Genomic DNA, 24,385 nt, shown 5'->3' with positions numbered 1-24,385 from the left:
ACGAGTCCGGACTCAGTCGGTTCGCATCGACGAACCCCCATGTCGGAGCACGATAGCTCTCGACATGTAAAATAATAGCATATGGGACGCGAGTGCGTCTACGGGCTCGTCCCGGACTCCCGACTAGCCCGGCGCATTCGCGGCGATGACGCCGCTCGAGACGGTGTTGCCATCGCCGTCCTTCGCCACCACCGTGTACTCCGCCGGTGTGTCGCTCGTCGCTGTCGGGTCCACGAGGGTGATCGTCGATCGGTTCCACCACGTCGCGTCGGCGGTCGTCGTGGCCACCGGCGTCGAGCTGCCCGCGCGGTGGAGCTCGTACGTGAGTGTCAGGTCGTCTCGATCCCAGTTGGCGGGGATGGTGACGGTGACGCCATGGGTGCCTGCGGCGTTCGGCGCCACGGTTCCCGTCCAGGTGTCTCCGGAGAGCGCGGCTTGTCCTTCGCCCCGCCCGGAGGTTGCGTGGAGAAGCGGACGATGCCTTCGAACCGGCCGTTGTTGACCGAGCGGAACTCGCCACCGATGGAGATCATGTTCCCGGCACCCGTGATCGACAGACCCGCCTGACCCAGTCCGGAGGTCACGCCGACGGCCCAGTCCGGAGACCAGTTGTATGCGGACGGCGCCGGGGTCCCTGCCCAGTCCTTGTACTTGACGTTGGGCTGGTGCCCCAGAGTGCCCCTGGCGTCGGCAGTGAATGCTTCGGCGTAACGGTGCGTGAGCTGCTGCTGCTCCGGGTGCAGGCCGACGGTGCCGCAGGCGTGGGTGTGGCTGGTCGTGTAGACGACCTTGCCTGTGGAGTAGACGCCGTAGTGGTCGCCGAGGCAGTCGGCGATCCAGCGGACCTTGCCGGTGCCGGCCTCGGCCGCGAACGTGCCTTCGAGGTTTCCGACATCGGTACCCCCGTATACCCAGCCGGTGCCGTACACGCCGGTGGCATCGGCCGTGAGCGCGAAGATTCCGGCCTTGCCTGAGGCGGTGCCGCTGTTCGATCCGTTCTTGATCGAGTCGGATGCCAGCCAGGCGGTGTCCACGGCGCCGGTGGTCTTATCCACGGCACCGAGTCCCCTCATCGTGGTGTCGCCGCTCACCTGCGAGAAGCGTCCGCCGATGATCGTGTCAGCCCCAGCGGGATCCATCACCATCGCGTCGACCTGCAGATCAGTCGTCGGCGCCCAGGGCAGCAGAACGCCATCGGACGCATTGAACGCGGTGAGGTTCTTCCGCGCGGTGCCGTTGGCCTGCGTGAACAGACCGCCGGCGTAGACGCTGGTGCCCGAGGTCGCCAGGGCGTATACGCCCGTTCCACCGATCGACGGGGCGAACCCCGGCACCAGTTCGCCCGTCGCGGCGTCGAGGGCGGCGATGTTCCAACGGTCTTTGCCGTTGACGGAGTTGAACGAGCCGCCGATGTAGATGCGGCTGCCGTCGGGTGAGGGGGCGACGGCTTTGATGACCCCGTTGACCTTGGGTGCGAAGGGCAGCAGAGCACCGGTCTGGATGTCGTAGGCGAGCACGTTCGAGCGTGCGGTGAGGGCGGTTCCGGGTGCGGCTTTCGGCTCCCGGGCGTTGTCGAACTTGCCGACCGCGTACACGGTGGAGCCGATCGTCGTCTGCGCCCACACGTAGCCGTTGTCGATCTGGACGGTCGGAATCGGATCCGACGAGACGACCGTGTCGTCGCGTTGCAGCAATGGTGGCGGCGAGGCCTCCGCCGACGCCGCTCCGCCACCGAACGAGACCAGCCCGCTCACGACCACGACACCGACGACGGCGCCGATAACCGTTTTCCGGACGCGCTTGCGCGCAAGGTTCTTCCCCATTTGTGTTCCCCAGTGTTCGATGTCGACCCTCGGGTCGACATGACATCGCCGTGCGTCCCTGACCGAGACGGCTTCCCCACGAGCCCCTGATCCGGTCGGTTCGCAGCGACGAACCCATGCCACGGCAGGTCAGCCGCTGGCAGGTAAGACGATACGGAACGGTGGGCGGGAGCGCCACGGATCCTGCCCCTGCATACCGGTTTCCGTGAAGCCGCACCGGTCGCGGCGGCGGCCGGCGCTACCGCCCGGAGCCGCCGGGGTGCCGCTGCCGGGTCGGACGCAGGTGCCGGAGTTTCGCGATCAGAGTCGTCGCACGGGCGAGCTCGATGCCGAGGATGAGGAGGATGACCAGCGCCGCGACCCAGTAGAGCTCGGTCACGTTGCCGACCTCGCCCGACTCGGCGTAGTTGGTCGTGGTGGCCGGGGCCTCCGGCAGTGCGGGGTCAGCCTCCGCTGTTCGATGCTCGTACTCCACGCCGAGCTGATCGGCGATGGCCCCCAGGTTCGTCTCGTCGATCACCGAGAGCGCGTCGGAGCCCTCGTACTGGATGTACTCGGCACCGCCCTCGGAGAGCCCGCCCGAGGTGACGCGCATCGGCCCGCCCTCCGCGGTGCCGTAGCCGAACACGGCCCCTGCGTCGGTGTACTTCTCGCTCGAACTGAACGACTCGGGCTCGCTGTCGACCGTCTGCTCGCCGTCGCCGAAGTAGAACACCATCCGCGAGCGGTCGGGGGACGACTCGGCGGCCGACGCGAGGGTCTCGGTCAGCAGGGGCGCCGCGATGCCGATCGAGCTGCCGCGCGACTGACTCGTCACCTCGGGCCGCAACACTTCCAGCGATCCCATGAGTGCCGTGGTGTCGGTGGTGAGCGGCATCCGCAGCTCGGCCGCCGCATCCGAGGTGATGAGGGCGAAGCGCGCTCCCGGGTACTCCTCGACGAGCGCTCGCACGTCGTCGCGGATGCCGTCGAGCCGCGGTTCGCCGTCGCCCCAGTCCTCGGCCACGATGCTCGCGGTCGTGTCGACGACGAGCACGATGTCGGTGTCGGTCGCGAGCGTCTGGGTGGCGCCTCCGGGGAGGCCGGGGCGCAGCAGCAGCGCGGCGCAGGCGAGCACCAGTACCAGGCGCATCGCCCACAGCGCACGGTGTCCGGCGATCGTGCGCGTGTCGGCGGGCGCCCCTCCGGCGGACCGGGGCGGTCGCACCAGGACCCAGATCGCGAGTGCGGCGACGGGCGCGCACAGCAGCAGGATCAGCAGCGGGTTCAGCACGGGTTGGAAGATCACAGCCGCACCCTCCACAGCACCACGACGAAGCCGAGGAGGCAGACCGCGAGGACCGCGATCCAGAGGTTCGGGGCGTCTGTCCAGACCACCTGCGCCTCGCCGCGCAGTTCGGTCGCCTCCTGCTCCTGCACCTGCTCGACGATGTCGGAGACCGTCGTCGTGTCGCGCAGGCCGAACGCGGCCCCGCCGGTGGACTCGGCCGCGGCGGAGAGCTCGGCGCTGACGTCGGCATCCTTCCCCTGCACCGGATTCAGTGCGAACACCCGTACTTCCTTCGAGGCCGCATACGCCGCGGCCTCCTCGAGCGTGACGATGGAGGCGCCGTTGACCTCGTTGTCGGTCGCGAAGATCACCGACCGCGAACGGTCATCGCCCGGGCGATCGAACCCCATCGTGCAGGCGGCGAGACCGTCTCCGATCAGGGAGGCACCGTCGCCGTTGAGGGTGCCGACCCAGTGCTCGGGGATCTCGTCGACATAGTCGAAGCTCCGCGTCATGCTGTCAAGGTGCTCGCGGATGAAGTCGTAGTCGTCGGTCAAGGGGAAGATCTGCACGGGCGAGCTGTTGAAGATCGTCAGCCCGATCCGCTCCCCCTCGAAGTCGTCGAGCAGCTCTTCGAAGACCGTCAGCACCTCGACGTCGACCTCGGACATCGAGCCGGAGACGTCGAGGCACAGCATGATGTCACGGCTCGTGTTCACCGGCTGGATGGTCTGCGCGGACATCGGCCGAGCGGCCACGACACCCGCGACGATCGCCGTGACCGCGCCCAGGGCGAGGATGCCGGACAGGGCGAGGGCTCGCCGAGCCAGTGCCCTGCGGAACGTCGGCAGCGACCGCAGTCGTTCCGCGCGAGCGACGCGCGCCGTATCCCCGCCGCCACCGCGCCCGCCCCGCCGCAGGCCGAGGACCAGGCCGATCGCGACGGCGACCACGACGACGGCGACCGCGGCGACCAGCATCCACACGTTCGCTAGTGCCACGCCCGCACCACCGTTCGTGCGGCCTCGGCGCCCGCGATCGGATCGATGGCCGGGCCCGGGCGGAAGATGCTGGGGTAGTAGTGCCGGCCCATGGCGTCGATGAGGGCGGGGTGCACGCCGCGCGCCACGAGATCGTCGAGCGCGAGCACCGGAGCCTCCAGACCGCTGTATTCGTTCACGAACGTGCGGACGACGCGGCTCAGCTCGAGGTTCGCCTGCCGGGCGCTGAGTCGACGCTCGCGATAGTCGTTCTCGATCTGCTGGATGCGGCCCATGTACTCGGTGCGCAGCTGCGACAGCACGTCGATGATCAGCGGCGGATGCCCGGTGGCGTCATCCGCGGGCAAAGTGCGGCGGGGACGGGTGAGCACGATCAGCAGCCACGCGCCGAGGACCAGGAGGACGAGGATGCCGATCGCGAGCAGCATCCAGCCCCAGCCGTACTGCGCCGGCGGGTAGAGCTCTTCAGAGCCGGGCATTCGACCTCCGGTTCAGCAGCTGCAGCAGCTGCGCGACGGCGTCGTCCTGCCCGTCGAGGGAGGAGTGGCTGATCTCGAGGCGGGTGAGGAGCTCATCACGGCGCGCGGCGTCGGCATCGTGCTGCGCGGTCAGCTCCTGCACGATGGCGCGGTCGCCCTGCACGAAATCCGGCACCTGCCAGCGGCTGTCGGCATCGCTGCGGATGCGTCCGGTCGAGTGATCCAGCACGGGGTCTGCGTCGCGCAGCGTGAGCCAGAGCACGTCGTGCTGCACGCGCAGGCGGCGCAGCATCCGCTCGGTCTCGCTCGTCACGGGGGCCTCGTCGGTGATGACGACCACGATCATGCGGCGGGAGATCGTGCGGGTCACGAACGAGAGCAGGGCGTCGCGGTCACTGGGCGCCGAGCTGTCGTCGATCGCCCGGTCGATCGTGCGCAGGGCGTGCTCGAGCGCACCCTCGCTGCGGCCGGGCGCGAGACGCCGCACTTTCGCCGAATCACCGTAGACGGTGCTGAAGTCGTCGCCGTGGCGCAGCGTGAGCACGCCGAGCACACCCGTCGCGAGGATCGCCAGCTCCTTCTTCGATCGCTCATCGGCGGCGAGGGCCGACATCGAGCGACCCGTGTCGACCACGAACAGGACGGTGTGCATGCGGGTGGCGCGGGAGCGCTTGACCAGGGGAGTGCCCAGGCGCGCGGTCGCCCGCCAGTCGATGTCGCGCACCTGATCGCCGTACTCGTACTTGCGCAGGTCTTCGAAGTCGAGGCTCCGCCCGTGCAGGAGCGACGCGTAGGCGCCGTCGAGCGCGTGCAGCGACTTGCGCGTCGAGTGGATGAAGAGCTTGCTCTTCACCTGCGTGATCAGGCTGGCCATCGGAGGGGTCAGGGCGTGGGGACCGACGCGAAGATCTGGTCGATGATCTCCTCGCTGCGCACGCCCTCGGCATCCGCTTCGAAGGTCAGCAGCACGCGGTGCCGGAGCACCAGGTGGCGCAGCTCGCGGATGTCTTCGGGCAGCACGTGGGAGCGACCCTTCAGCAGGGCCAGCGCGCGGGACGCCTGCAGGAACGCGATGCTCGCACGCGGGCTCGCGCCGTACTTGATGAAGCGGGCGCGCTCCTCGCCGATGTACGGCGCGGGGTTCCGGGTGACGTAGGCGATCGACACGATGTAGTTGCGGATCGCGGGGTCGACGTAGATGCGGCTCGCGACATCCTGCAGCAGGTGCACGTCGTCGAGGCTCACGGCGCTGGTCACATGCCGATCCGGGTCGAGCACACCCGAGTCGATGCGGCTGAGCACCTCGAGCTCCTCGGCGGGGCTCGGGTACTCGACGATCTCCTTGAGCAGGAAGCGGTCCATCTGCGCCTCGGGCAGCTCGTATGTGCCCTCCTGCTCGATCGGGTTCTGCGTCGCGATCACGAGGAACGGCTTCGGCAGGTGGTGGATCTCGCCGCCGATGGTGGTCTGGTGCTCCTGCATCGCCTCGAGCATCGCGCTCTGCGTCTTGGCGCTGGAGCGGTTGATCTCGTCCAGCAGCACGAAGTTCGCGTGCACCGGGCCGAGCACCGTGCGGAACGAGCCGGTCGCGGCGTCGTAGATCTGGTTGCCGGTGATGTCGCTGGGCAGCAGGTCGGGCGTGCACTGGATGCGCTTGAACTGCGCCTTCACGGTGTCGGCGAGCGTGCTGGCCGCGGTGGTCTTGGCCAGGCCCGGCACGCTCTCGAGCAGGATGTGGCCGCCGGCGATGAGCGAGACGAGCAGGCTGGTGCGCAGCCGCTCCTGGCCGACCATCTTCGCCGAATAGGAGGTCGAGATGATGCGCAGGACCTCGGTGGCCCTGGCCATCTCGGCATCCGTCGGAGCGCCGTTCGCGGGCGTCGCCGTCGCGGTCGGGGCGGCAGCGGGGGAGGGAGTGCGCGCCGGAGCGGGCGGGGGCGGAGGTGCGGCCGGATACGGGGATGCGGCGTTCACGTCATGCATGCTCTCTCCTCCTGAGGAGCGCGGCGCGTCCCCCCGCCGACCAGCGTAATAGCTGCGCCTGTGGGGCGGGTTTCTCCCCGTCGGGCGGAGCCGTGATCCCGAACTCTCCGCCCCACCTCGAGATATCCGCCCCGAGGCGTGCACCCTACCCGGCACCCGCCCGCCGGCACCTCCTACCGACACTGATACCGTCGAAGGGCAGCCGCTTTCCGGGCAGGTCGAGCCTTTCGCTCCCACCGGGACAGAACTGTTCCTCGCTCGGATGCGGCCGCTGACCGATACATGACTGAAGAGTATGAGGACGATACGTGACGAGCAGAGAACGAGTAGCGATCATCGGCGCCGGCCCCTCGGGTATGGCGCAGCTGCGGGCCTTCGAGTCCGCGGCACGTGCGGGGGCGGACATCCCCGAACTGGTCTGCTTCGAGAAGCAGGCCGACTGGGGCGGGCAGTGGAACTTCACCTGGCGCACCGGCCTCGACGAGTTCGGGGAGCCGGTGCACTCCAGCATGTACCGCAACCTGTGGTCGAACGGCCCGAAGGAGGCGCTGGAGTTCGCGGACTACAGCTTCGACGAGCACTTCGGACGACCCATCTCCTCCTACCCGCCGCGTCCGGTGCTGTGGGACTACATCGCCGGCCGCCTGGAGAAGAGCGACGTGCGCGACCTGATCCGCTTCCAGACCGTGGTGCGCTGGATCGAGTTCGACGATGAGCGCGAGGTCTTCACGCTCACCAGCGAGCACCTGCCCACCGGTGAGTCGACCGTCGAGGAGTTCGACCGCGTCATCGTCGCGAGCGGACACTTCTCCTTCCCGAACATGCCGGATTTCGCGGGTATCGAGACCTTTCCGGGCTACATCAGCCACGCGCACGACTTTCGCGGCGCCGAGGCGTTCGCCGACAGGGACGTGCTCGTGATCGGCGCGAGCTACTCGGCGGAGGACATCGGCAGCCAGGCGTTCAAGATGGGCGCGCGTTCGGTGACGGCGAGCTTCCGCTCGGCGCCGATGGGCTATGCCTGGCCGGAGGGCATCGAGGAGCGCCCGGTCGTCGAGCGCTTCGAGGGCAGCACCGTGTTCTTCGCCGACGGCACCTCGAAGCACGTCGACGCGGTGATCATGTGCACCGGCTACCTGCACAAGTACCCGTTCCTGCCCGACGACCTGGCTCTGTCGTCGCCGAACAACGTCTACCCCGACGGGCTGTACCGCGGTGTGGTCTGGCAGGGCAATCCGCGCCTCACCTACCTCGGCGCGCAGGACCAGTGGTTCACGTTCAACATGTTCGACGTGCAGGCCTGGTACGTGCGCGACCTGATCCTCGGCCGCATCGCGCTGCCGGACGAGGGTGCGCGCGCCGCATCCATCGCCGAGTGGCGCACGCGATTCGGGCAGATCGACTCGGCCGCAGCGGAGATCCGCTTCCAGGCCGACTACATCCGCGACCTGTTGGAGCTCACCGACTACCCGGAGTTCGACATCGACCGCGTCGTCGAGATCTTCCTCGCGTGGAAGCACGACAAGCAGGACGACATCATGGGCTACCGCGACCGCGTGTACGAGTCGGTCATGACGGGCACGCTCGCGGTCGTGCACCACACGCCGTGGCTCGAGGAGCTCGACGATTCGCTCGAGCGCTACCTCGACGTGGATCCGGATGCTGTCGAACAGACGCGCCTCATCGCGGGGCAGCCGCGCGATGACGACCGCGAGGCGCTCGCGACAGCCTGAGCCGCCGTCCGCTTGTCACGCCGACCCACCCCTTTGTGGTCGGCCCGCCCCCTTCCGTGCGCACACAGAGGGGTGAGCCGACCACAAAGGGGGTGGGTCGGCGTCAGAGCGCGAGGTCGGCAGGCGGCACGGTGGCATCGGCCGTCGAGTCGGACACGACGGCCCGGCGTCGGCCGACCCAGACCACGAGGGCGGCGGCCGCGATGATGATCGCGGCTATGAGGAGCACATAGAGAGAAACACCGACGAAGCCGCCGCTCACCCGAGGGTCGAGGAACGGATACGGGTACCACCAGGCGTTCCCCGTCGCCGGCGCGATGACGAGGTTCGCGCGGATGAGCGTGTAGATCACCCAGACGATCGGGAAGATCGCGGCGATGCCGACGGTGCTCCAGCCGAGAGCCCGGCGTCGCGGCGCGAAGAGCACGTCGGCCAGCATGATGATCGGGATCACCACGTGGAGAACCTCGTTCGACCAGCCGACCGTCGACCCCTGCGGCAGCTCGATGCCGCGCAGCAGCAGGTTGTAGACCACGCCGGTGACGATCATGTAGGTGCTCGCGCACATCAGCAGTACCGCCAGCCAGCGCGGTTCGGCGGTCGTCGTGCTCCGGTGCGCCAGCGCCCAGAACCCTCCACATGCCAGCGCGATCGCCGCCAGCACGTTCGACTCGATGGTGAAGAAGCTGAAGAAGTTCGCGACGACGGTGGGCAGGTGCGTGCCCCATTCGGTCGTCGCCGCGCCGGCGATCTCGAGGGAGCGGATGAGCTGCGCCACGATCGCCGCGACAGCCAGAACGGCTGCGGCGATTCGCACATAAGGCCACCAGGTCGTCGTCATGTTCGCCTCCGGTCGCAACTGTAGCGGCAGAAATCCATAGACCGCGGGACTTATATATCGATATCGTCGGACCGTTCACGCAGGTGCGCGCATGGCGGAGGGGCAGATGAGCGACAGCGGTAGGGACTCGGTCGACGCGGGCGCGGTGAAGAAGAAACGCCGCTTCCAGCGAGCAGGGCTCAGCATCCAGTCCAAATTACTCATCATGCTGCTGGCGGTGAGTCTCGTGTCGTCCGTCATCGTGGGGGCCATCGGCTTCGTCAACGGGCGGCAGTCGCTGCACGACTCGGCGGTGGATCAGCTCATCACCATCCGCTCGATGCGGGCCGCCGAGATCACGACCGCGATCGAGAGCGTGCGCCGCGACGCGTCTCTGAACTCCCGCAACCTCAGCGCACAGAACATGTCCTCGGCCGTCAATGCGGGATTCGCCGACCTCGCCGACGTGGAGCTCGACGAGGCCACCCAGGCGCAGCTCGAGGCCTACTACGGCGACGTCTTCATCCCGAAGCTCGAGGAGCGCTCGGGCGAGGAGTATGGCGACACGGCCTTCATCCCGGAGTCCGATGCCGGCAAGTACGTGCAGTCTCAGTACGTCACCGGCAACAAGGACTTCGACGCCGACTACGACGCCCAGCTCGCACTCAACGACAGCGGCGACGGAAGCACCTATTCGGCGGCGACGGGGCGCTACGGCGATTACTTCACGCGCCTCGTCCAGGAGGCGGGATATGAGGATGCCCTGCTGCTGAACCTCGACGGCGACGTGACCTACTCCGCATACAAGGGCGTCGAGCTGGGCACGAATCTCCTCACCGGGCCGTATCGGGACTCCGCGCTGTCCCGGGCATACTCCGAGGCGATCGCCACGAACTCGGTCAACACGGTCGTCCTCACCGACTTCGATCGCTGGATCCCCTCCCTCAACGTTCCCGGCATGTGGGTCGTGTCACCGGTCGGGAACGACAGCGGCATCACGGGGGCCATGGCGTTCCAGATCTCGATCGACACGATCAACGACGTGATGACCGGCAACGAGAACTGGAAGGCGCAGGGCCTCGGAGACACCGGTGAGGTCTACCTGGTCGGACGTGACGACCTCATGCGCAGCACCGCCCGCCGCCTCGTGGAGGACCCGGACGACTATGTGGAGCGCCTCATCGCCGGAGGCATGGCGCCGACCATCGTCGACCGCGTCGCCGCCATCAAGGGCACCGTCCTGCTGCAGTCGGTGAACACCAGGGCAGTGCAGGAGGCGCAGGCCGGCCGCAGCGGCACGGTCGTCGGCCGGGACTTCATCGGCGGGGAGAGCGTCACCGCCTACGCCCCGCTCGAGATCGAGGGGCTTGACTGGGTCGTCATCGCGCGGATCGACACCGCGGAGGCGTTCGAGCCGGTCAACGTCTTCACCCGCAATGTGCTGCTGTCCCTGCTCGGCATCATGCTCGGCGTCTCGCTGCTGTCGCTCCTGCTCGCGCAGGTGTTCACACGTCCGATCCACCGTCTCGTCGGCGCCGTGCACCGCGTCGCCGAGGGGGACCTCGACGTGCAGGTGCCGCAGGGATCGCGCGACGAGTTCGGCGACCTCGGCAGCGCCTTCAACGACATGGCGTCGAGTCTGCGCATCAAGGAGGAGCTGATCGAGGAGCAGCAGAAGGAGAACGAGAAGCTGCTGCACACGCTCATGCCGGCGAGCGTCGCCACGAAGTACAAACAGGGCGAGGAGGCCATCACCGAGGCGCACGAGAACGTGTCGGTGGTGTTCGCCGAGTTGGTCGGATTCGACGATCTCGCGCGCGAGATGAGCGCGGAGGAGGAGATCGGACTCCTTAATACGCTGATGCGCGGGTTCGACGAGGCGGCGGAGAAGGCCGGCGTCGAGAAGGTGCGCACGCTGCGCGGCGGCTACCTGGCGTCGTCGGGACTCATCGTGCCGCGCGTCGACAACATCCGCCGCACTGTCGAGTTCGCGCGGAGTCTGCTCGGGGTCCTCGAGCGTTTCAACGCGCAGAACGGCACGCAGATCTCGCTGCGCGCCGGCGTCGACACCGGAACCGTCACGAGCGGCCTCGTCGCGCGGACGAGCCTCGCCTACGACCTCTGGGGCGATGCCGTGAACCTCGCCTACCGGGTGCGCTCGGTCAGCGGGGAGCCGGGCATCTACGTGAGCCAGACCGTGCGCGACCGCACCCAGGAGCTGGTCACCTACGTCGAGGCGGGGACGGTGGAGACGCAGGGCAGGACCGAGACCGTGTGGAAGGTGGTCTGATCATGGGCGACGTGTTCACGGGCGGCTGGGGCTGGTGGGTGCTCGCGCTCGCGGTCGGAGTCCCCGTGCTGCTGGTCGTCCTCACCGAGCTGATCGGCGCTCTCACCCGCCGCGGCAACCCGGTCGCGAAGCCGCTGCGGATGCTGCGCAACTGGGTCATCCCGGTGGGCGCACTGTTCGCGCTGCTGGTGTTCGCCATCCAGTCCCCGGCCGATCAGGTGTGGACGCGCGTGGTCGCGACGGTGTTCGGGTTCCTCGTGATCCTGCTCGTGCTCTCGGCGTTCAACGTGGCCCTGTTCGCCAACGCGAAGCCGGGTTCGTGGCGGGAGCGCATCCCGTCGATCTTCGTGGAGATCGGTCGGCTCGTCCTGGTGGGCGTCGGGCTCGCGCTGCTGTTCTCGTGGGTGTGGGACGCGGACGTGGGCGGACTGTTCACCGCGCTCGGTGTCGGCTCGATCGTGATCGGTCTCGCCCTGCAGAACGCGGTGGGCGGTGTCATCTCCGGCCTGCTGCTGCTGTTCGAGCAGCCGTTCAAGATCGGCGACTGGTTGGATGCCGCCGGCGTGCGGGGCCGGGTCGTCGAGGTGAACTGGCGCGCGGTGCACATCGACACGGGCTCGGGCATCCAGATCGTGCCGAACTCGTCCCTCTCCGGGGCATCGTTCACGAACCTGAGCGAGCCGGAGGGGCCGTACTCGGCCGAAGCGGCCGTGAAGTTCTCGACCGACGATCCGCCGCACGAGGTGATGGCGCTGCTGGTCGAGGTGGCGGACTCTCTGCCCATGCGGTTGCAGCGGCAGCGGGCGACGGTCGACTACTCGGGCGCCGGCGCCTACGCGGTGTCGATCCCCGTCGCGGGTCCGGCCGATGCTTCTCGCGCGCTGTCGATGTACCTGTCCTGGCTCTGGTACGCCGCGCGACGTCGCAGTTTCGCGCTCGACGGCGACTCGACCGATCCGCTCGCCGAGCCCCAGCGTCTGGTCGAGGCGATGCACGAGATCGCACCGACGCTGCATCTGCGGGACGACGACATCGAGGCGATCCTCTCGGAGGCCCGACTGGAGCGCTACGGCGTCGGCGAGATCGTGCTGCCGAGCGGAGTCGTGCCCGACGAGGTGCGCGTGGTGTTGTCGGGCCGGGCGGTGCTCGCCCTCGAGGTCGACGCGGGTCGGGTGGAATTCGCCGCCGCGGAGAAGGGCGATCTCATCGGGCAGACCGCCCTCACCCGCGAGCGCACGCAGGCCGTGACCGTCGCCGGCGAGATCCTGACAGTGGTCGTGCTGCCGCTCACCACGATCGACGCACTGATCCGCACGCGTCCCCGCCTCGCCGCCGAGATCGGGGAGTCGCTCGAGCTCAAGCGCAGTCTGGCGGCCTCGCGGCTCGCCGAGCTCGGCATCGCGCGCGGGGTGATCACCGGCCGCTGAGCGGTCGCAAAAATGCATCGACGTCGCAGAGCTCGCCGGGATCCCTGCGACATCCGTGCAGCTCTGCGACGCCGCGATCAGGCCCGCCGACCCCACCGCAGTCGGGTGATGAGCACGCCGAGCAGGCACAGCGCGCCGCCGAGGAACATCAGCGGCGTCGGCACCTCGCCGAGGATCGCCCAGGACATCAGGATCGCGATGGCCGGGACCACATAGGTGGTGGCGGAGGTCTGCCCCGCGGTGCTGCGTTGCAGCACGTAGGCCCAGGTCGTGAAGGCGATCGCCGTCGGGAAGATGCCGAGATAGACGACCCACAGCGTCGCATCCAGCGGTGCGGTCTGCAGCGCGCCGATGAGGGGGCCGATCCACGGCAGCAGCGCGATGGTGCCGACGCCCGCGCCGAGCCAGGTGAGAGTGGTCGGGTCGACACCCGAGGTGAGCAGCCGCTTCTGAACGAGCGTGCACCCGGCGTACATGACCGCGGCGAGGAGGGCGAGGAGCAGACCCGTGATGTCGGGGCCCGCGCTCGTGGAGGAGTTCATGCCGATGAGCACGACTCCGAGGAAGGCGATGGGAGCCCCGATCACGAGCGGCTTCGGGAAGCCCTCGCGCAGGAACAGTCCGCTGAAGACCACGACCATGAGAGGTGCGAGGTTCACGACCATGGCCGCGGTGCCGGCGTCGAGGGTGAGCTCCGCGCTGTTCAGGGCGAGGTTGTAGACGCAGAACCAGCCCACGCCCCACACCGCGATGAGCAGCCAGTGGCGACGCGCGGGGAGGCGGATGCCGTGGCGCAGAGCGATGATCGTCAGCACCACCGTCCCGACCGCCATCCGCAGCAGCGCGAGGGCGCCCGGGTCGTAGTGCGGCCCCGCACCCCGGATGCCGATGAACGCGGAGGCCCAGAGCACCACGGTGACCAGCGCGGCGATGAGCACGAGCGGCCCCTGCTTCTTCGGCGCTCCGGCGTCGGTGCGGATCCCGGGGTCGCCGGACGTGGCTCGTGACATCCTCCGATCCTCGCAGTGGCCTCCGACATCGGTCGACCACCCGAAGTGCCAACCGCCGTCACTTTCCCGCCGCCCTCCCCCGCCCTCCCCCGCCCTCCCCCGCCCTCCGGTCGCACTTCGTGCCGCCCGTTCCGACTCCGGGCGGCACGAAGTGCGACCGGAACGCGCAGGCTGCGACCGGAACCCGCCGAAAGGGCGCACCGGAACCCTTCGATAGGATGGGACCGCCCGAAGAGGGCCAGCTCATCGGCCGGTGCGAACCCGGCGAAAGCCAGGGGGATACCCATGCCAGGAATCGTTATCGTCGGCGTGCAGTGGGGCGACGAAGGAAAGGGCAAGGCCACCGATCTTCTCGGTGAGCGCACCGACTGGGTGGTGAAGTTCAACGGCGGCAACAACGCCGGGCACACCGTCGTCGTCGGCGACGAGAAGTATGCCCTGCACCTGTTGCCCTCCGGCATCCTCTCGCCCGGCGTGACGCCCGTGATCGGCAACGGCGTGGTGGTCGATCTCGAGGTCCTGTTCTTCGAGCTCGAGGCGCTCTCCGCTCGCGGCATCGACGTGTCGCGCCTCAAGGTCAGCGCCAACGCGCACATCATCACGCAGTACCACCGCACGCTCGACAAGGTCACCGAGCGCTTCCTCGGCAAGCGGATGATCGGCACGACCGGTCGCGGCATCGGTCCGGCATACGCCGACAAGATCAACCGCGTCGGCATCCGTGTGCAGGACCTGTTCGACGAGAACATCCTGCGTCAGAAGGTCGAGGGTGCACTCGACCAGAAGAACCACCTGCTGGTGAAGATCTTCAACCGTCGAGCGATCACCGCCGACGAGGTCGTCGAAGACCTGCTCTCGTACGCCGAGCGGCTGCGGCCGATGGTCGCCGACACCGGCTACCTGATCGCCCAGGCGCTCGAGCGCGGCGAGGTCGTCGTGTTCGAGGGCGGCCAGGCCACCATGCTCGACATCGACCACGGCACCTACCCGTTCGTGACGTCGTCGTCGGCCACGGCCGGAGGCGCGGCGACCGGCGCGGGCGTCGGACCCGGTGCGCTCGACCGCATCGTCGGCATCGTCAAGGCGTACACGACCCGCGTCGGCTCGGGCCCGTTCCCGACCGAGCTGTTCGACGAGCAGGGCGAGTGGCTGCGCAAGCAGGGCTTCGAGTTCGGCACCACCACCGGCCGTCCGCGCCGGGTCGGCTGGTACGACGCGCCCATCACGCGCTACGCCACCCGCATCAACGGCATCACCGACCTCGTGCTCACCAAGCTCGACATCCTCACCGGCCTCGAGCAGATCCCGGTGTGCGTGGCCTACGACGTCGACGGCGAACGGTTCGACGAGGTGCCGGTCAACCAGACCGACTTCCACCACGCGAAGCCGATCCTGGAGTACTTCCCCGGCTGGAGCGAGGACATCTCGGTCGCACGCACCTTCGAGGACCTGCCGAAGAACGCGCAGGACTACGTGCTGGCGCTCGAGAAGATGAGCAACACCCGCATCTCGGTGATCGGGGTCGGCCCCGAGCGCGATCAGGTCGTCGTCCGCCACGGCCTGCTCGACTGACCCGACGCTCCATGACGCGATTCTGGCTCGGTGGCTACGGCGCCGACATGGATGGATCAGCCGAGGGCATCGGCCTGCTCGCGGGGGATGAGGGCCGCGAGGCCTCGACGCTCGCCTACCGCGGCGCGGTCACGCAGACACCGTCGCCGTCGTGGCTGGCGCAGCATCCGACCCTCGACGTCGTCTACGCGGCGCTCGAGGGCGACGCGGAGGTGCAGGCGTTCGTCCGCACCGGTGAAGGCGTGCTCGCCCCGCTCGGTGCGCCCGCGGCGGTCGGCGAGAGCGTCTGTCACGTGGCCGTCTCCCCGAACGGCTCGGCGCTGGTCGCCAGCTGCTACGGCGACGGTCGTGTGGTGCGGTTCGACCTCGATCCGGAGGGTCGCATCCTGCCCGCGAAGCCGGATGCTGCGGCAGCGCTCCGCGCGGCCCTGTTCGGCGACGATGTCGACCCGGATGCTCCGGCCGCGACCCCGCCCGGCGACGGCGTCGCGGCGATCGACCCGTACGAGGTGGGTGGCGACCGCGTCTCGCATGCCCACGCCGCGGTGTTCCTCCCCGACGGCCGCATCGCCACGACCGACCTCGGATTCGACCTCGTCCGGTTCTGGCGGCAGAGCGGCACCGGTCTGACTCTCGACCACGAGGTCGTGCTGCCCCTCGGCACCGGGCCGCGGCACATGGTCCTGCACCCCAGCGGACACCTGCACGTCGTGACGGAGTATTCGTGCGAGGTGTTCACGCTCGCCCGGGCGGCGAACGGCACGTGGAGTGTCGTGTCGGTGACCCTGTCGAGCCCGATCGCCGAGGTGGGAACGGACTTCCCGGCGGAGCTCGCCCGCACCCGCGACGGGAACTTCCTCTACACGGCCCTGCGCGGCAGCAACACCATCGCGGCGCTGCGCGTGCGCGGCGGGGGCGAGGCTCTCGAGTCGGTCGCGCTCGCCGATTCGGGCGTGAACTGGCCGCGCCACCACCTGGTGCACGAGGGCAAGCTGCTCGTCGCCGGGCAGCGCTCCGACACGATCACGCTGCTCGACCTCGACGAGCGCACGGGCGCGCCCCTCGGCGTCCGTCATGAGGCGCAGGTCCCCACGCCGACGCACTTCCTCCCGGTGCGCTGACCGCCCGCCGTCGCATCGCGAAACCCGCGCTTGACCTCAACTTAACTTGAGGTTCTAGCGTCGTCTTCATGACCACAGAGACCGGGCATACGCCCGCGCCCGCCGCGGCCGCCCCGCGCATCCTGAACAGCCAGTACGTCTGGATCACCATCGGCGCGTGCGCCCTGGTTTTCCTCGGCGCGTTCGAATCGCTGGCCGTGACCACCGTGATGCCGACGGTGAGCGCCGACCTCGGTGGCGAGCGGCTGTACGCGCTCGCGTTCGCCGGGCCCCTCGCGACCGGCGTGATCGGCATGGTGATCGCCGGGAACTGGGCCGATCGACACGGCCCGGTGGCCCCGCTGTACACCGCTGTGGCGATGTTCGTCGTCGGCCTGCTCGTCGCGGGGCTCGCGCCGAGCATGGAGATCCTCGTCGCCGGCAGGTTCGCGCAGGGCCTCGGCAGCGGGGGGCTCATGGTGGCGCTCTATGTCGTGGTCGCCCGCGTCTACCCGCAGGAACTCCACCCGGCGATCTTCGCCGGGTTCGCGGCGGCCTGGGTCATCCCGTCCCTCGTCGGCCCGACGGTCGCGGGGGCGGTGACCGAGCTCTGGAGCTGGCACTGGGTCTTCCTCGGTGTGGTGATCCTCGTGCTCGTGGCGCTGCTGATGGTGGTCCCCGCCCTGCGCGGGCTCTCGAACGAGGGGGATGCGACGACGCCGTGGGCCTTCGGGCGACTGGGCTGGTCGGTGCTGGCGGCGGTGGCCGTGCTCGCGTTGAACCTGGTCGGCGACATTCCCGGCGTGGGTCCGGTGCTGGCGGCCGCAGCGGTGGTCGTCGCCCTGATCGCGGTGCGGCCTCTGGTCCCGCGCGGCACGCTTCGGGCACGCCGCGGTCTGCCGTCGGTCATCCTCGTCCGCGGGGTCGCGGCTGCCGCGTTCTTCGGGGCGCAGGTCTACCTGCCGTACCTGCTGACCGATCGCTACGAGCTCTCACCGACACTCGCGGGCCTCTCGCTGACCGGTGGGGCACTCGCCTGGTCCGTGGCCGCCACGGTCCAGGGGCGGATGGGTGCTCGACTGTCGAGCGTGACGGCCGTGCAGGTGGGGACGATCCTCGTGCTGGTCGGCATCGTGCTGACGGTGGTGACGGCGGGGTTCGCGTGGAACGCCCTCATGGTCGCGGTCGCCTGGGTCATCGCCGGGCTCGGGATGGGGCTGATGAGCCCGCGCACCAGCGCGCTCACGCTCGCGATGTCGACGCCGGAGAGTCAGGGATTCAACAGCGGGGCGATGACGGTCGCCGACTCGTTCGGGAGTGCCCTCGCCCTCGCCGTCACCGGGACCCTGTTCACGGCGCTTGCGGCCGGGGATCCATTCCTCGGGGTGTTCGTGCTGGCCGCGGCGGTCGCGGGTGCGGCGGCGCTCCTCGCGCCGCGGATCCGCAGCCGGGCGGCTGGGTCGGATGCGGTCGACGACGAGTCGAGCGCAGAGAAGACGCCGGTGGGGTGATCGCCGGCGCGGCCGCTGCCGCCGGGATTTGCGTCGGAGTCGCGGCATCCCTACTCTGATGAACGGTGTTCAGGTGAACACCGTTCAGGAAGGATGAGCGATGACCGCTTCGACCCCAGACGCCAGTGCCACCCTCGGACGGGTGGCCGTGTTCGCCGCCCTCATCATCGTGCTCGGGACGGTCGTCGTCCCGCTGCCGGGCGGGGTGCCGATCACGGGGCAGACGCTCGGCGTCATGCTGGCCGGCCTCGTGCTCGGACCGAGGATCGCTCCGTGGTCGATCGCCCTCGTGCTGGCGCTCGCCGCCGTCGGGCTCCCGGTGCTGGCCGGTGGTCGCGGTGGTCTCGGCGTCTTCGTCGGACCGACCGTGGGCTACATGATCGGCTGGATCGCCGGCGTCGTCGTGATCGGCCTCATCATGCGCACCGGACGCTTCACCTGGTGGCGTGCGGCGGCGGCTGCCCTCGTCGGCGGGGTCCTCGTCGTGTACGCGTTCGGCATCCCGGTGCAGGCGTTCGTGACCGGAGTCCCGCTCGACCTCACCGCGCTGTCGAGCCTGGCCTTCCTCCCGGGCGACCTGATCAAGGTGACCGCCGCCACCCTCGTCGTCGTCGCCATGCGGCGTGCGTATCCGCGGGCATTCGCCGACAGCCGTCCGGTGAGGCGACCCGTCGCCGCCTGACACGCCGCCATCCACTCCCGCCGTGGCATCCACTCCCGCCCCGGTCCATCCGCTCCCGCCCCGGTCCACTCCCGCCCCGGTCCATCTGTCGGACCGATGCACGGATGTCGGACGACACGCCGGGTATCCGTCCGACATCCGTGAATCGGTCCGGCAAGTGAACCCGGCCCCGGGGCCGGCCCGGCCCCGGTCCCGGCCGGCCCCCGCAGGCCGGGGCCTCCGGCCCACGCGCCACGCCGACGGGAACAACTCACCCGTGACTCGACGTTGCTCTTGAGCGAGACTGGGCGACGGAACCGGACGACCGAACCGGCCGACGAGAGGGTGCGACGCATGACCGCTGCGGAGAAGATCGACGAATACGACCTGATCGTTCTGGGCGGAGGGCCGGTCGGCGAGAACGTGGCCGACCGTGCCGTGCAGGGCGGCCTCACCGCGATCATCGTGGAGAGCGAGCTCGTCGGAGGCGAATGCTCCTACTGGGCGTGCATGCCCTCGAAGGCGCTGCTCCGTTCGGCGCAGGCCCTCCGCGCGGCGCAGCACGTGGCCGGCGCCTCGCAGGCGGTGACCGGCAAGCTCGACGTGCGGGCCGTGTTCGACCGCCGCGACTCGTTCACCAGCAATTGGTCCGACGACGGGCAGGTGAAGTGGCTCGACTCGGCCGGCATCGACCTGGCCCGCGGCCACGGCCGACTCACGGGCGAGCGCGAGGTGACGGTGACGGATGCCGATGGCGCCGAGCGCGTGCTCCGGGCCCGGCACGCGGTCGCGATCAGCACCGGATCGGATGCCGTCGTCCCGCCCATCGACGGACTGCGCGAGGCCTCCCCGTGGACGAGCCGCGAAGCGACCAGCGCCGAGGAGCTGCCGGAGAGCCTGGCGGTGATCGGCGGAGGCGTGGTGGCCGTCGAGATGGCGACCGCGTACGCGGCACTCGGCTCGACCGTGACCGTGATCGCGCGCAGCGGACTGCTCGGCGGGATGGAGCCCTTCGCGGGCGAGCGGGTGGCCGCGGGGCTGAAGGAGCTCGGCGTGGATGTGCGCACGGGGACCGGCACCACGTCGGTCCGCCGCGACGGTGCCGGCGTGACGATCACCCTCGACGGCGGCGAGGAGATCACAGCGACCGAGGTGCTCGCCGCGACCGGGCGCTCGCCCCGTAGCGGAGACATCGGGCTCGAGGTCGTCGGCCTCGAACCGGGTCGCTGGATCGCGACGGACGACACGCTCCGTGTGCCCGGCTCCGACTGGCTCTACGCGGTCGGGGACGTGAACGGACGCGTGCTGCTCACCCACCAGGGCAAGTATCAGGCGCGCGCCGTCGGCGATGTGATCGTCGCCCGCGCGAAGGGTGACGGCGTCGATGACGCGCCGTGGGGCCGGCACGCCGCCACGGCCGATCAGGCCGCTGTCCCGCAGGTCACGTTCTCGATCCCCGAGGTCGCCTCGGTCGGACTCACCGAGGCCGCCGCGCGCGACGCCGGGAAGGCAGTGAAGGCCGTCGACTACGACCTGGGCTGGGTCGCCGGCGCGAGCCTGTACGAAGACGGCTTCGAGGGACAGGCGCGCCTCGTGATCGACACCGAGCGCGACGTCGTGGTGGGTGCGACGTTCGTCGGACCCGAGGTGGCGGAGCTCGTGCACGCCGCGACGGTGGCGATCGTGGGCGAAGTGCCCATCGCCCGCCTCTGGCACGCGGTGCCGTCGTACCCGACCGTCAGCGAGATCTGGCTGCGCCTCCTGGAGGGCTACGGACGCGATTCGGCCTGATCCCCACGGCGGCAATCCGATCGAGGGAGGGCGCCGAACAGCATCCGGATTGTTTCCCACATTGACGGCCCGCGCGCAACCCGCCGGGTCGATGTCGCCACCTTCTTATACGCTCGAACCCACATCCGAGGAGGCAGGACCATGAAGGCTGTACTCGCAGGAACCGTCATCGCCGAGGCCGACGAGAGCGAACTCGTCCGCATCGAGGGCAACTGGTACTTCCCGCCCGCATCCGTCGCGCCCGGCGCGCTCGTCGAGAGCCCCACGCCCTACACCTGTCCGTGGAAGGGTGCCGCGCAGTACTTCTCCGTGCAGACCGAGGGCGAGCTCCACACCGACTACGCCTGGTCGTACCCGAACCCGTACCCCTCGGCCTTCGACCGCGTCGGCAAGGACTTCTCGGGCTACGTGGCCTTCGACCCCCGCGTCGAGGTCGGTCCGTAGTCCTGCCTGCCCTCGCATCGATCGACCGACTGGAGACCAGCCCATGATCGAGTTCCGCAACGTCACGAAGCGGTTCCCCGGCGGCGCGCTCGCCGTCGACGACTTCAGCCTGGTGCTGCCGTCGCGCAAGACCACCGTGTTCGTCGGTTCCTCCGGCTGCGGCAAGACCACCCTGTTGCGGATGATCAACCGCATGGTCGAGCCGACCTCCGGCGATGTCGAGATCGACGGCGAGAGCGTGCTCCACGGCGACCCGGTCGCCCTGCGTCGGCGCATCGGCTACGTCATGCAGAATTCCGGGCTCATGCCGCACTTCACGGTGATCGACAACGTGGCCACCGTGCTGCGGCTCACCGGGGTGAAGAAGGCCGCGGCGCACCAGCGGGCGCGCGAGCTGCTCGACACGGTCGGGCTCGACCAGGCGCTCGCCGACCGCTACCCGAGCCAGCTCTCCGGCGGTCAGCAGCAGCGCGTCGGCGTGGCCCGCGGGCTCGCCGCTGACCCGAACATCCTGCTCATGGACGAGCCGTTCGGCGCGGTCGACCCCATCGTCCGTGCCGACCTGCAGCAGGAGACCATCCGCCTCCAGCACGAGCTCGACAAGACGGTCGTGTTCGTCACGCACGACATCGACGAGGCCTTCCTGCTCGGCGACCAGGTCGTCATCCTCGACAAGGGCGCGCGCATCGTGCAGGTGGGCAGCCCGAGCGAGATCATCGAGAACCCGGCCGACGACTTCGTGGCTGCGTTCATCGGCGCCGACCGCGGCAAGCGGGCGCTGCACCTCAAGCAGACACCGCGCGGAACCGTGGTGGTCGACTCCGAAGGACGCACCCAGGGTTCGATCATCGACGTGCCGGATGCCGTCACCGATGCGCTCCTGAGTGAGGAGAGCGCGACGAAGGGCGCTCCGTGAACTGGGTCGTCGACAATCTCGGCCTCATCCTCGAGCTGACCGTGATCCACCTGCAGCAGAGCGCGATCGCGATCGTGCTCGGCTTCGTGCTGTCCGTGCCGCTCGGGTGGCTGGCCTGGCGTTACCAGCTGGTGAAGGGGCCGGTCATCGTCCTCACCGGGCTGCTCTACACGATCCCGTCGCTCGCGCTGCTGATCCTCCTGCCGTCTGTGGCGGGCTACCCGGCTCGCGACCCCATCAACCTCATCATCGGCCTCACCATCTACGCGATCGCGATCCTGGTGCGGGCGGTCTCCGACGGCCTCGACTCCGTCGACCCCGCGATCCGCCAATCCGCCACCGCGATGGGCTACGGCGGTTTCCGACGGTTCTGGACGGTCGACTTCCCGCTCGCCGGGCCCGTGGTCCTCGCCGGACTCCGGGTGGCCGCGGTCAGCACGATCTCGCTCGCCACGGTCGGCATCCTCGTGGGCGTCACCAACCTCGGTTACCTGTTCGAGAACGGCCTGCAGCGCCGCATCCTCGCTGAGGTGTTCGCCGGTGTGGTCGCCGTCGTGGTGATCGCGCTCGTGATCGACCTGCTGCTCCTGCTGCTGGGCCGCGCGCTGATGCCGTGGACGCGCGCGTCGAAGACTCCGTCGGCCGCTCGTCGGGCCGTGAGCATCGGGGCCGCCGCATGAACGTGTTCACCGACGCCCTCGCCTGGCTCTTCTCCCCCGACCGGTGGGAGGGGCCGTACTCGCTGCCCATCCTGTTCGGACAGCACATGTACTACACGCTGATCTCGGTGGTGATCGCCGCGGTCATCGCCGTTCCGATCGGCTGGCTCATCGGGCACACCGGACGAGGACGGGAGTTCGCCGTCGCGGTCTCCGGTGCGGCGCGGGCGATCCCGTCGTTCGGCCTCCTGGTGCTCCTGGTGCTGCTGCTCGGCGTGCTCCGCATCCCCGAAGCCGCGATTATCACGTTCGTCCTGCTCGCGATCCCGTCGCTCCTCGCGGGTGCCTACACGGGCCTCGAGGCCATCGACCGGCGGGTGCTCGACTCGGCGCGCTCCATGGGGATGACCGAATGGCAGGTGTTCTGGAAGGTCGAGGTGCCGCTCGGTCTGCCACTCCTCGTCGGCGGCATCCGCTCCGCCCTCCTCCAGGTGATCGCCACCGTGACGATCGCCGCCTACGTGAACCTCGGCGGTCTCGGCTGGCCGATCATCCAGGGCATCCCCCTGCGCAGGTTCGATCAGGTGCTCGGCGGGGCGATCCTTGTCGCCGTCCTCGCGCTCGCCGTCGACCTGATCTTCGCGCTCCTCCAGCACGCCGCCGTCCCCGCGGGCGTGCGAGCCGCACCGCGCAAGCGTCGATCGCGCACCGCCCTCAAGGCCGCGGCTGCCGCCCCCGCCTGACACCGACCCACAGCATCCATCCCGTTGTCCCAGAGAAGAGGAAGTCCCATGTTCACAGCACGTAAGTCACGACTCGCCCTCGCCGGTGGCGTCTCGCTCGCCGCGGCGCTCGTCCTCGCCGGCTGCACCAACAGCAACCCGCTCGACGCTCCGACCGACGACGCAGGCTCCGGCGACGAGACCATCGTCATCGGCTCGCAGGCGTACTACTCGAACGAGATCATCGCCGAGATCTACTCGCAGGCTCTCGAGGGCGCCGACTTCACGGTCAAGGAGGAGTTCAACATCGGACAGCGCGACGCGTACATGCCCGATGTCGAGTCCGGCGCGATCGACGTCTTCCCGGAGTACACGGGCAACCTGCTCGAGTACCTCGACAAGGACGCGACCGCGACCAGCCCCGACGACGTCTACGAGGCACTCAAGGAGGCGCTGCCCGACGGGCTCACCGCGCTCGACTACGCCGAGGCATCCGACCAGGACACGTACACGGTGCTGAAGAGCTTCGCGGACGAGAACGGTCTCACCTCGATCTCCGACCTCTCCAAGGTCACCACGCCGGTCACCATCGGCGCCGCACCGGAGTTCGAGCAGCGCCCCTACGGCCCGGCCGCGGCCAAGGAGGTCTACGGCGTCGACCTCGCCTTCTCTGCGACCGGCCCGACCACGCTCGAGTCGCTGCTGGCGGGCGAGATCCAGGTGGCCGACATCTACTCGGCAGACCCGGCGTTCCAGACCGAGGACATCGTGGCGCTCGAAGACCCGGAGAACATCATCCTGGCCTCGAACGTCGTGCCGATCGTGTCCGACGACCTGCCCGATGGGGCCGCCGACGTGATCAACGCCATCAGCGCCAAGCTGACCGCCGAAGAGCTCGTCGCCCTGAACGTGCAGAGCACGGTCGACCAGAAGTCGGCATCCGACATCGCCAAGCAGTGGCTGGCGGACAACGACCTCTGAGTCGTCCCTCGACAGAAGCGCCCGGCCCCTTACGGGGTCGGGCGCTTCGTCGTCCTGTCGGCCTGTCGTCCCGTCGTCCTGCCGTCCTGCCGGCCTGCCGTCCTGCCCGACTCGGCACAACTTCGGAGATCGCGCCGGACGCGCCGGATGTTCGCCGCCCGCAGCGGCGTGTCGGTCCGAATCTCCGAAGTT

The 24,385-nt window shown here is 69.3% G+C and carries 22 protein-coding genes; 13 read left to right on the top strand and 9 right to left on the bottom strand.

The window, feature by feature from the left end:
• Nucleotides 1–123: 123 nt before the first annotated feature.
• From AC6CHX_RS07090 to AC6CHX_RS07060, 7 genes are all read right to left on the bottom strand, one after another.
• Entirely contained in the window at nt 124–288 is a 165-nt protein-coding gene (locus AC6CHX_RS07090) for a hypothetical protein (RefSeq protein WP_498272226.1), read from the bottom strand.
• A 41-nt stretch (nt 289–329) separates the two neighbouring features.
• A complete protein-coding gene (locus AC6CHX_RS07085; protein WP_498272225.1) occupies nt 330–1,823 on the bottom strand; it encodes a hypothetical protein in 1,494 nt (497 codons plus the stop codon).
• A 238-nt stretch (nt 1,824–2,061) separates the two neighbouring features.
• Complete coding sequence (locus AC6CHX_RS07080; RefSeq protein ID WP_498272224.1) at nt 2,062–3,111, bottom strand: VWA domain-containing protein; 1,050 nt, start codon at nt 3,109–3,111, stop codon at nt 2,062–2,064.
• Nucleotides 3,108–4,094: a vWA domain-containing protein gene (locus AC6CHX_RS07075; protein ID WP_240745014.1), complete on the bottom strand. Its 987-nt coding sequence runs from the start codon at nt 4,092–4,094 to the stop codon at nt 3,108–3,110. The genes AC6CHX_RS07080 and AC6CHX_RS07075 overlap by 4 nt, the downstream gene beginning before the upstream one ends.
• Nucleotides 4,085–4,573 carry a hypothetical protein gene (locus tag AC6CHX_RS07070; protein ID WP_136041289.1) on the bottom strand — a complete coding sequence of 163 codons (489 nt, stop codon included), beginning with the start codon at nt 4,571–4,573 and terminating at the stop codon, nt 4,085–4,087. The genes AC6CHX_RS07075 and AC6CHX_RS07070 overlap by 10 nt, the downstream gene beginning before the upstream one ends.
• Entirely contained in the window at nt 4,560–5,447 is an 888-nt protein-coding gene (locus AC6CHX_RS07065) for a DUF58 domain-containing protein (RefSeq protein ID WP_498272223.1), read from the bottom strand. The genes AC6CHX_RS07070 and AC6CHX_RS07065 overlap by 14 nt, the downstream gene beginning before the upstream one ends.
• An 8-nt stretch (nt 5,448–5,455) precedes the next feature.
• Entirely contained in the window at nt 5,456–6,556 is a 1,101-nt protein-coding gene (locus AC6CHX_RS07060; protein ID WP_498272222.1) for an AAA family ATPase, read from the bottom strand.
• Between the two features lie 308 nt (nt 6,557–6,864).
• Here AC6CHX_RS07060 and AC6CHX_RS07055 point away from each other — a divergent pair, with 308 nt between their 5' ends.
• The gene (locus AC6CHX_RS07055; protein WP_498272221.1) at nt 6,865–8,289 is read left to right on the top strand and encodes a trimethylamine monooxygenase; all 1,425 of its coding nucleotides are present in this window, start codon (nt 6,865–6,867) and stop codon (nt 8,287–8,289) included.
• A 103-nt stretch (nt 8,290–8,392) separates the two neighbouring features.
• On the opposite strand, the gene AC6CHX_RS07050 is transcribed toward AC6CHX_RS07055, so the two are convergent.
• Nucleotides 8,393–9,130 (bottom strand): Pr6Pr family membrane protein, encoded by a 738-nt coding sequence (locus tag AC6CHX_RS07050; RefSeq protein ID WP_498272220.1) that lies wholly within the window; start codon nt 9,128–9,130, stop codon nt 8,393–8,395.
• Nucleotides 9,131–9,236: 106 nt separating this feature from the next.
• On the opposite strand from AC6CHX_RS07050, the gene AC6CHX_RS07045 reads away from it, so the two are divergent.
• Nucleotides 9,237–11,399, top strand: coding sequence for an adenylate/guanylate cyclase domain-containing protein (locus AC6CHX_RS07045; protein ID WP_498272219.1), 2,163 nt, complete (start codon nt 9,237–9,239; stop codon nt 11,397–11,399).
• 2 nt (nt 11,400–11,401) lie between these two features.
• Entirely contained in the window at nt 11,402–12,826 is a 1,425-nt protein-coding gene (locus AC6CHX_RS07040; protein ID WP_498272218.1) for a mechanosensitive ion channel domain-containing protein, read from the top strand.
• Between the two features lie 77 nt (nt 12,827–12,903).
• Here the strand turns inward: AC6CHX_RS07040 and AC6CHX_RS07035 are convergent, their stop codons facing one another.
• Nucleotides 12,904–13,836 carry a DMT family transporter gene (locus AC6CHX_RS07035; RefSeq protein WP_498272217.1) on the bottom strand — a complete coding sequence of 311 codons (933 nt, stop codon included), beginning with the start codon at nt 13,834–13,836 and terminating at the stop codon, nt 12,904–12,906.
• Between the two features lie 285 nt (nt 13,837–14,121).
• Here AC6CHX_RS07035 and AC6CHX_RS07030 point away from each other — a divergent pair, with 285 nt between their 5' ends.
• From AC6CHX_RS07030 to AC6CHX_RS06985, 10 genes are all read left to right on the top strand, one after another.
• Nucleotides 14,122–15,408: an adenylosuccinate synthase gene (locus AC6CHX_RS07030; RefSeq protein WP_136041723.1), complete on the top strand. Its 1,287-nt coding sequence runs from the start codon at nt 14,122–14,124 to the stop codon at nt 15,406–15,408.
• Nucleotides 15,409–15,419: 11 nt separating this feature from the next.
• On the top strand, nt 15,420–16,529 hold the full coding sequence (locus AC6CHX_RS07025; RefSeq protein WP_498272216.1) for a lactonase family protein: 1,110 nt from the start codon (nt 15,420–15,422) through the stop codon (nt 16,527–16,529).
• 68 nt (nt 16,530–16,597) lie between these two features.
• A complete protein-coding gene (locus tag AC6CHX_RS07020) occupies nt 16,598–18,019 on the top strand; it encodes an MFS transporter (protein ID WP_498272215.1) in 1,422 nt (473 codons plus the stop codon).
• A gap of 100 nt (nt 18,020–18,119) precedes the next feature.
• On the top strand, nt 18,120–18,701 hold the full coding sequence (locus AC6CHX_RS07015; RefSeq protein ID WP_498272214.1) for a biotin transporter BioY: 582 nt from the start codon (nt 18,120–18,122) through the stop codon (nt 18,699–18,701).
• A gap of 333 nt (nt 18,702–19,034) precedes the next feature.
• Nucleotides 19,035–20,471: a dihydrolipoyl dehydrogenase family protein gene (locus AC6CHX_RS07010; protein ID WP_498272213.1), complete on the top strand. Its 1,437-nt coding sequence runs from the start codon at nt 19,035–19,037 to the stop codon at nt 20,469–20,471.
• A gap of 141 nt (nt 20,472–20,612) precedes the next feature.
• On the top strand, nt 20,613–20,915 hold the full coding sequence (locus tag AC6CHX_RS07005) for a DUF427 domain-containing protein (protein WP_136041277.1): 303 nt from the start codon (nt 20,613–20,615) through the stop codon (nt 20,913–20,915).
• A 43-nt stretch (nt 20,916–20,958) separates the two neighbouring features.
• Nucleotides 20,959–21,831 carry an ABC transporter ATP-binding protein gene (locus tag AC6CHX_RS07000; protein ID WP_136041278.1) on the top strand — a complete coding sequence of 291 codons (873 nt, stop codon included), beginning with the start codon at nt 20,959–20,961 and terminating at the stop codon, nt 21,829–21,831.
• Complete coding sequence (locus AC6CHX_RS06995; protein WP_136041279.1) at nt 21,828–22,511, top strand: ABC transporter permease; 684 nt, start codon at nt 21,828–21,830, stop codon at nt 22,509–22,511. Before AC6CHX_RS07000 ends, AC6CHX_RS06995 begins: the two co-directional genes overlap by 4 nt.
• The gene (locus AC6CHX_RS06990) at nt 22,508–23,233 is read left to right on the top strand and encodes an ABC transporter permease (protein WP_498272212.1); all 726 of its coding nucleotides are present in this window, start codon (nt 22,508–22,510) and stop codon (nt 23,231–23,233) included. Before AC6CHX_RS06995 ends, AC6CHX_RS06990 begins: the two co-directional genes overlap by 4 nt.
• A 48-nt stretch (nt 23,234–23,281) precedes the next feature.
• Complete coding sequence (locus tag AC6CHX_RS06985; RefSeq protein ID WP_136041281.1) at nt 23,282–24,193, top strand: ABC transporter substrate-binding protein; 912 nt, start codon at nt 23,282–23,284, stop codon at nt 24,191–24,193.
• Nucleotides 24,194–24,385: the final 192 nt, after the last annotated feature.

This window comes from Microbacterium sp. GQ128 (assembly GCF_059758615.1).
The sequence above is the reverse complement of the archived record's forward strand: the minus strand, read 5'-3'. Positions and strand labels throughout refer to the sequence as shown.

Bases quoted from the DNA above. Each gene is read 5' to 3' on its own strand.
- AC6CHX_RS06990 (WP_498272212.1), top strand. From the start codon at position 22,508: ATGAACGTGTTCACCGACGCCCTCGCCTGGCTCTTCTCCCCCGACCGG.
- AC6CHX_RS07065 (WP_498272223.1), bottom strand. From the start codon at position 5,447: ATGGCCAGCCTGATCACGCAGGTGAAGAGCAAGCTCTTCATCCACTCG.
- AC6CHX_RS07070 (WP_136041289.1), bottom strand. From the start codon at position 4,573: ATGCCCGGCTCTGAAGAGCTCTACCCGCCGGCGCAGTACGGCTGGGGC.
- AC6CHX_RS07035 (WP_498272217.1), bottom strand. From the start codon at position 13,836: ATGTCACGAGCCACGTCCGGCGACCCCGGGATCCGCACCGACGCCGGA.
- AC6CHX_RS07010 (WP_498272213.1), top strand. From the start codon at position 19,035: ATGACCGCTGCGGAGAAGATCGACGAATACGACCTGATCGTTCTGGGC.
- AC6CHX_RS06985 (WP_136041281.1), top strand. From the start codon at position 23,282: ATGTTCACAGCACGTAAGTCACGACTCGCCCTCGCCGGTGGCGTCTCG.
- AC6CHX_RS07030 (WP_136041723.1), top strand. From the start codon at position 14,122: ATGCCAGGAATCGTTATCGTCGGCGTGCAGTGGGGCGACGAAGGAAAG.
- AC6CHX_RS07015 (WP_498272214.1), top strand. From the start codon at position 18,120: ATGACCGCTTCGACCCCAGACGCCAGTGCCACCCTCGGACGGGTGGCC.
- AC6CHX_RS07020 (WP_498272215.1), top strand. From the start codon at position 16,598: ATGACCACAGAGACCGGGCATACGCCCGCGCCCGCCGCGGCCGCCCCG.
- AC6CHX_RS07045 (WP_498272219.1), top strand. From the start codon at position 9,237: ATGAGCGACAGCGGTAGGGACTCGGTCGACGCGGGCGCGGTGAAGAAG.
- AC6CHX_RS07050 (WP_498272220.1), bottom strand. From the start codon at position 9,130: ATGACGACGACCTGGTGGCCTTATGTGCGAATCGCCGCAGCCGTTCTG.
- AC6CHX_RS07025 (WP_498272216.1), top strand. From the start codon at position 15,420: ATGACGCGATTCTGGCTCGGTGGCTACGGCGCCGACATGGATGGATCA.
- AC6CHX_RS07000 (WP_136041278.1), top strand. From the start codon at position 20,959: ATGATCGAGTTCCGCAACGTCACGAAGCGGTTCCCCGGCGGCGCGCTC.
- AC6CHX_RS07005 (WP_136041277.1), top strand. From the start codon at position 20,613: ATGAAGGCTGTACTCGCAGGAACCGTCATCGCCGAGGCCGACGAGAGC.
- AC6CHX_RS07085 (WP_498272225.1), bottom strand. From the start codon at position 1,823: ATGGGGAAGAACCTTGCGCGCAAGCGCGTCCGGAAAACGGTTATCGGC.
- AC6CHX_RS07040 (WP_498272218.1), top strand. From the start codon at position 11,402: ATGGGCGACGTGTTCACGGGCGGCTGGGGCTGGTGGGTGCTCGCGCTC.
- AC6CHX_RS07060 (WP_498272222.1), bottom strand. From the start codon at position 6,556: ATGCATGACGTGAACGCCGCATCCCCGTATCCGGCCGCACCTCCGCCC.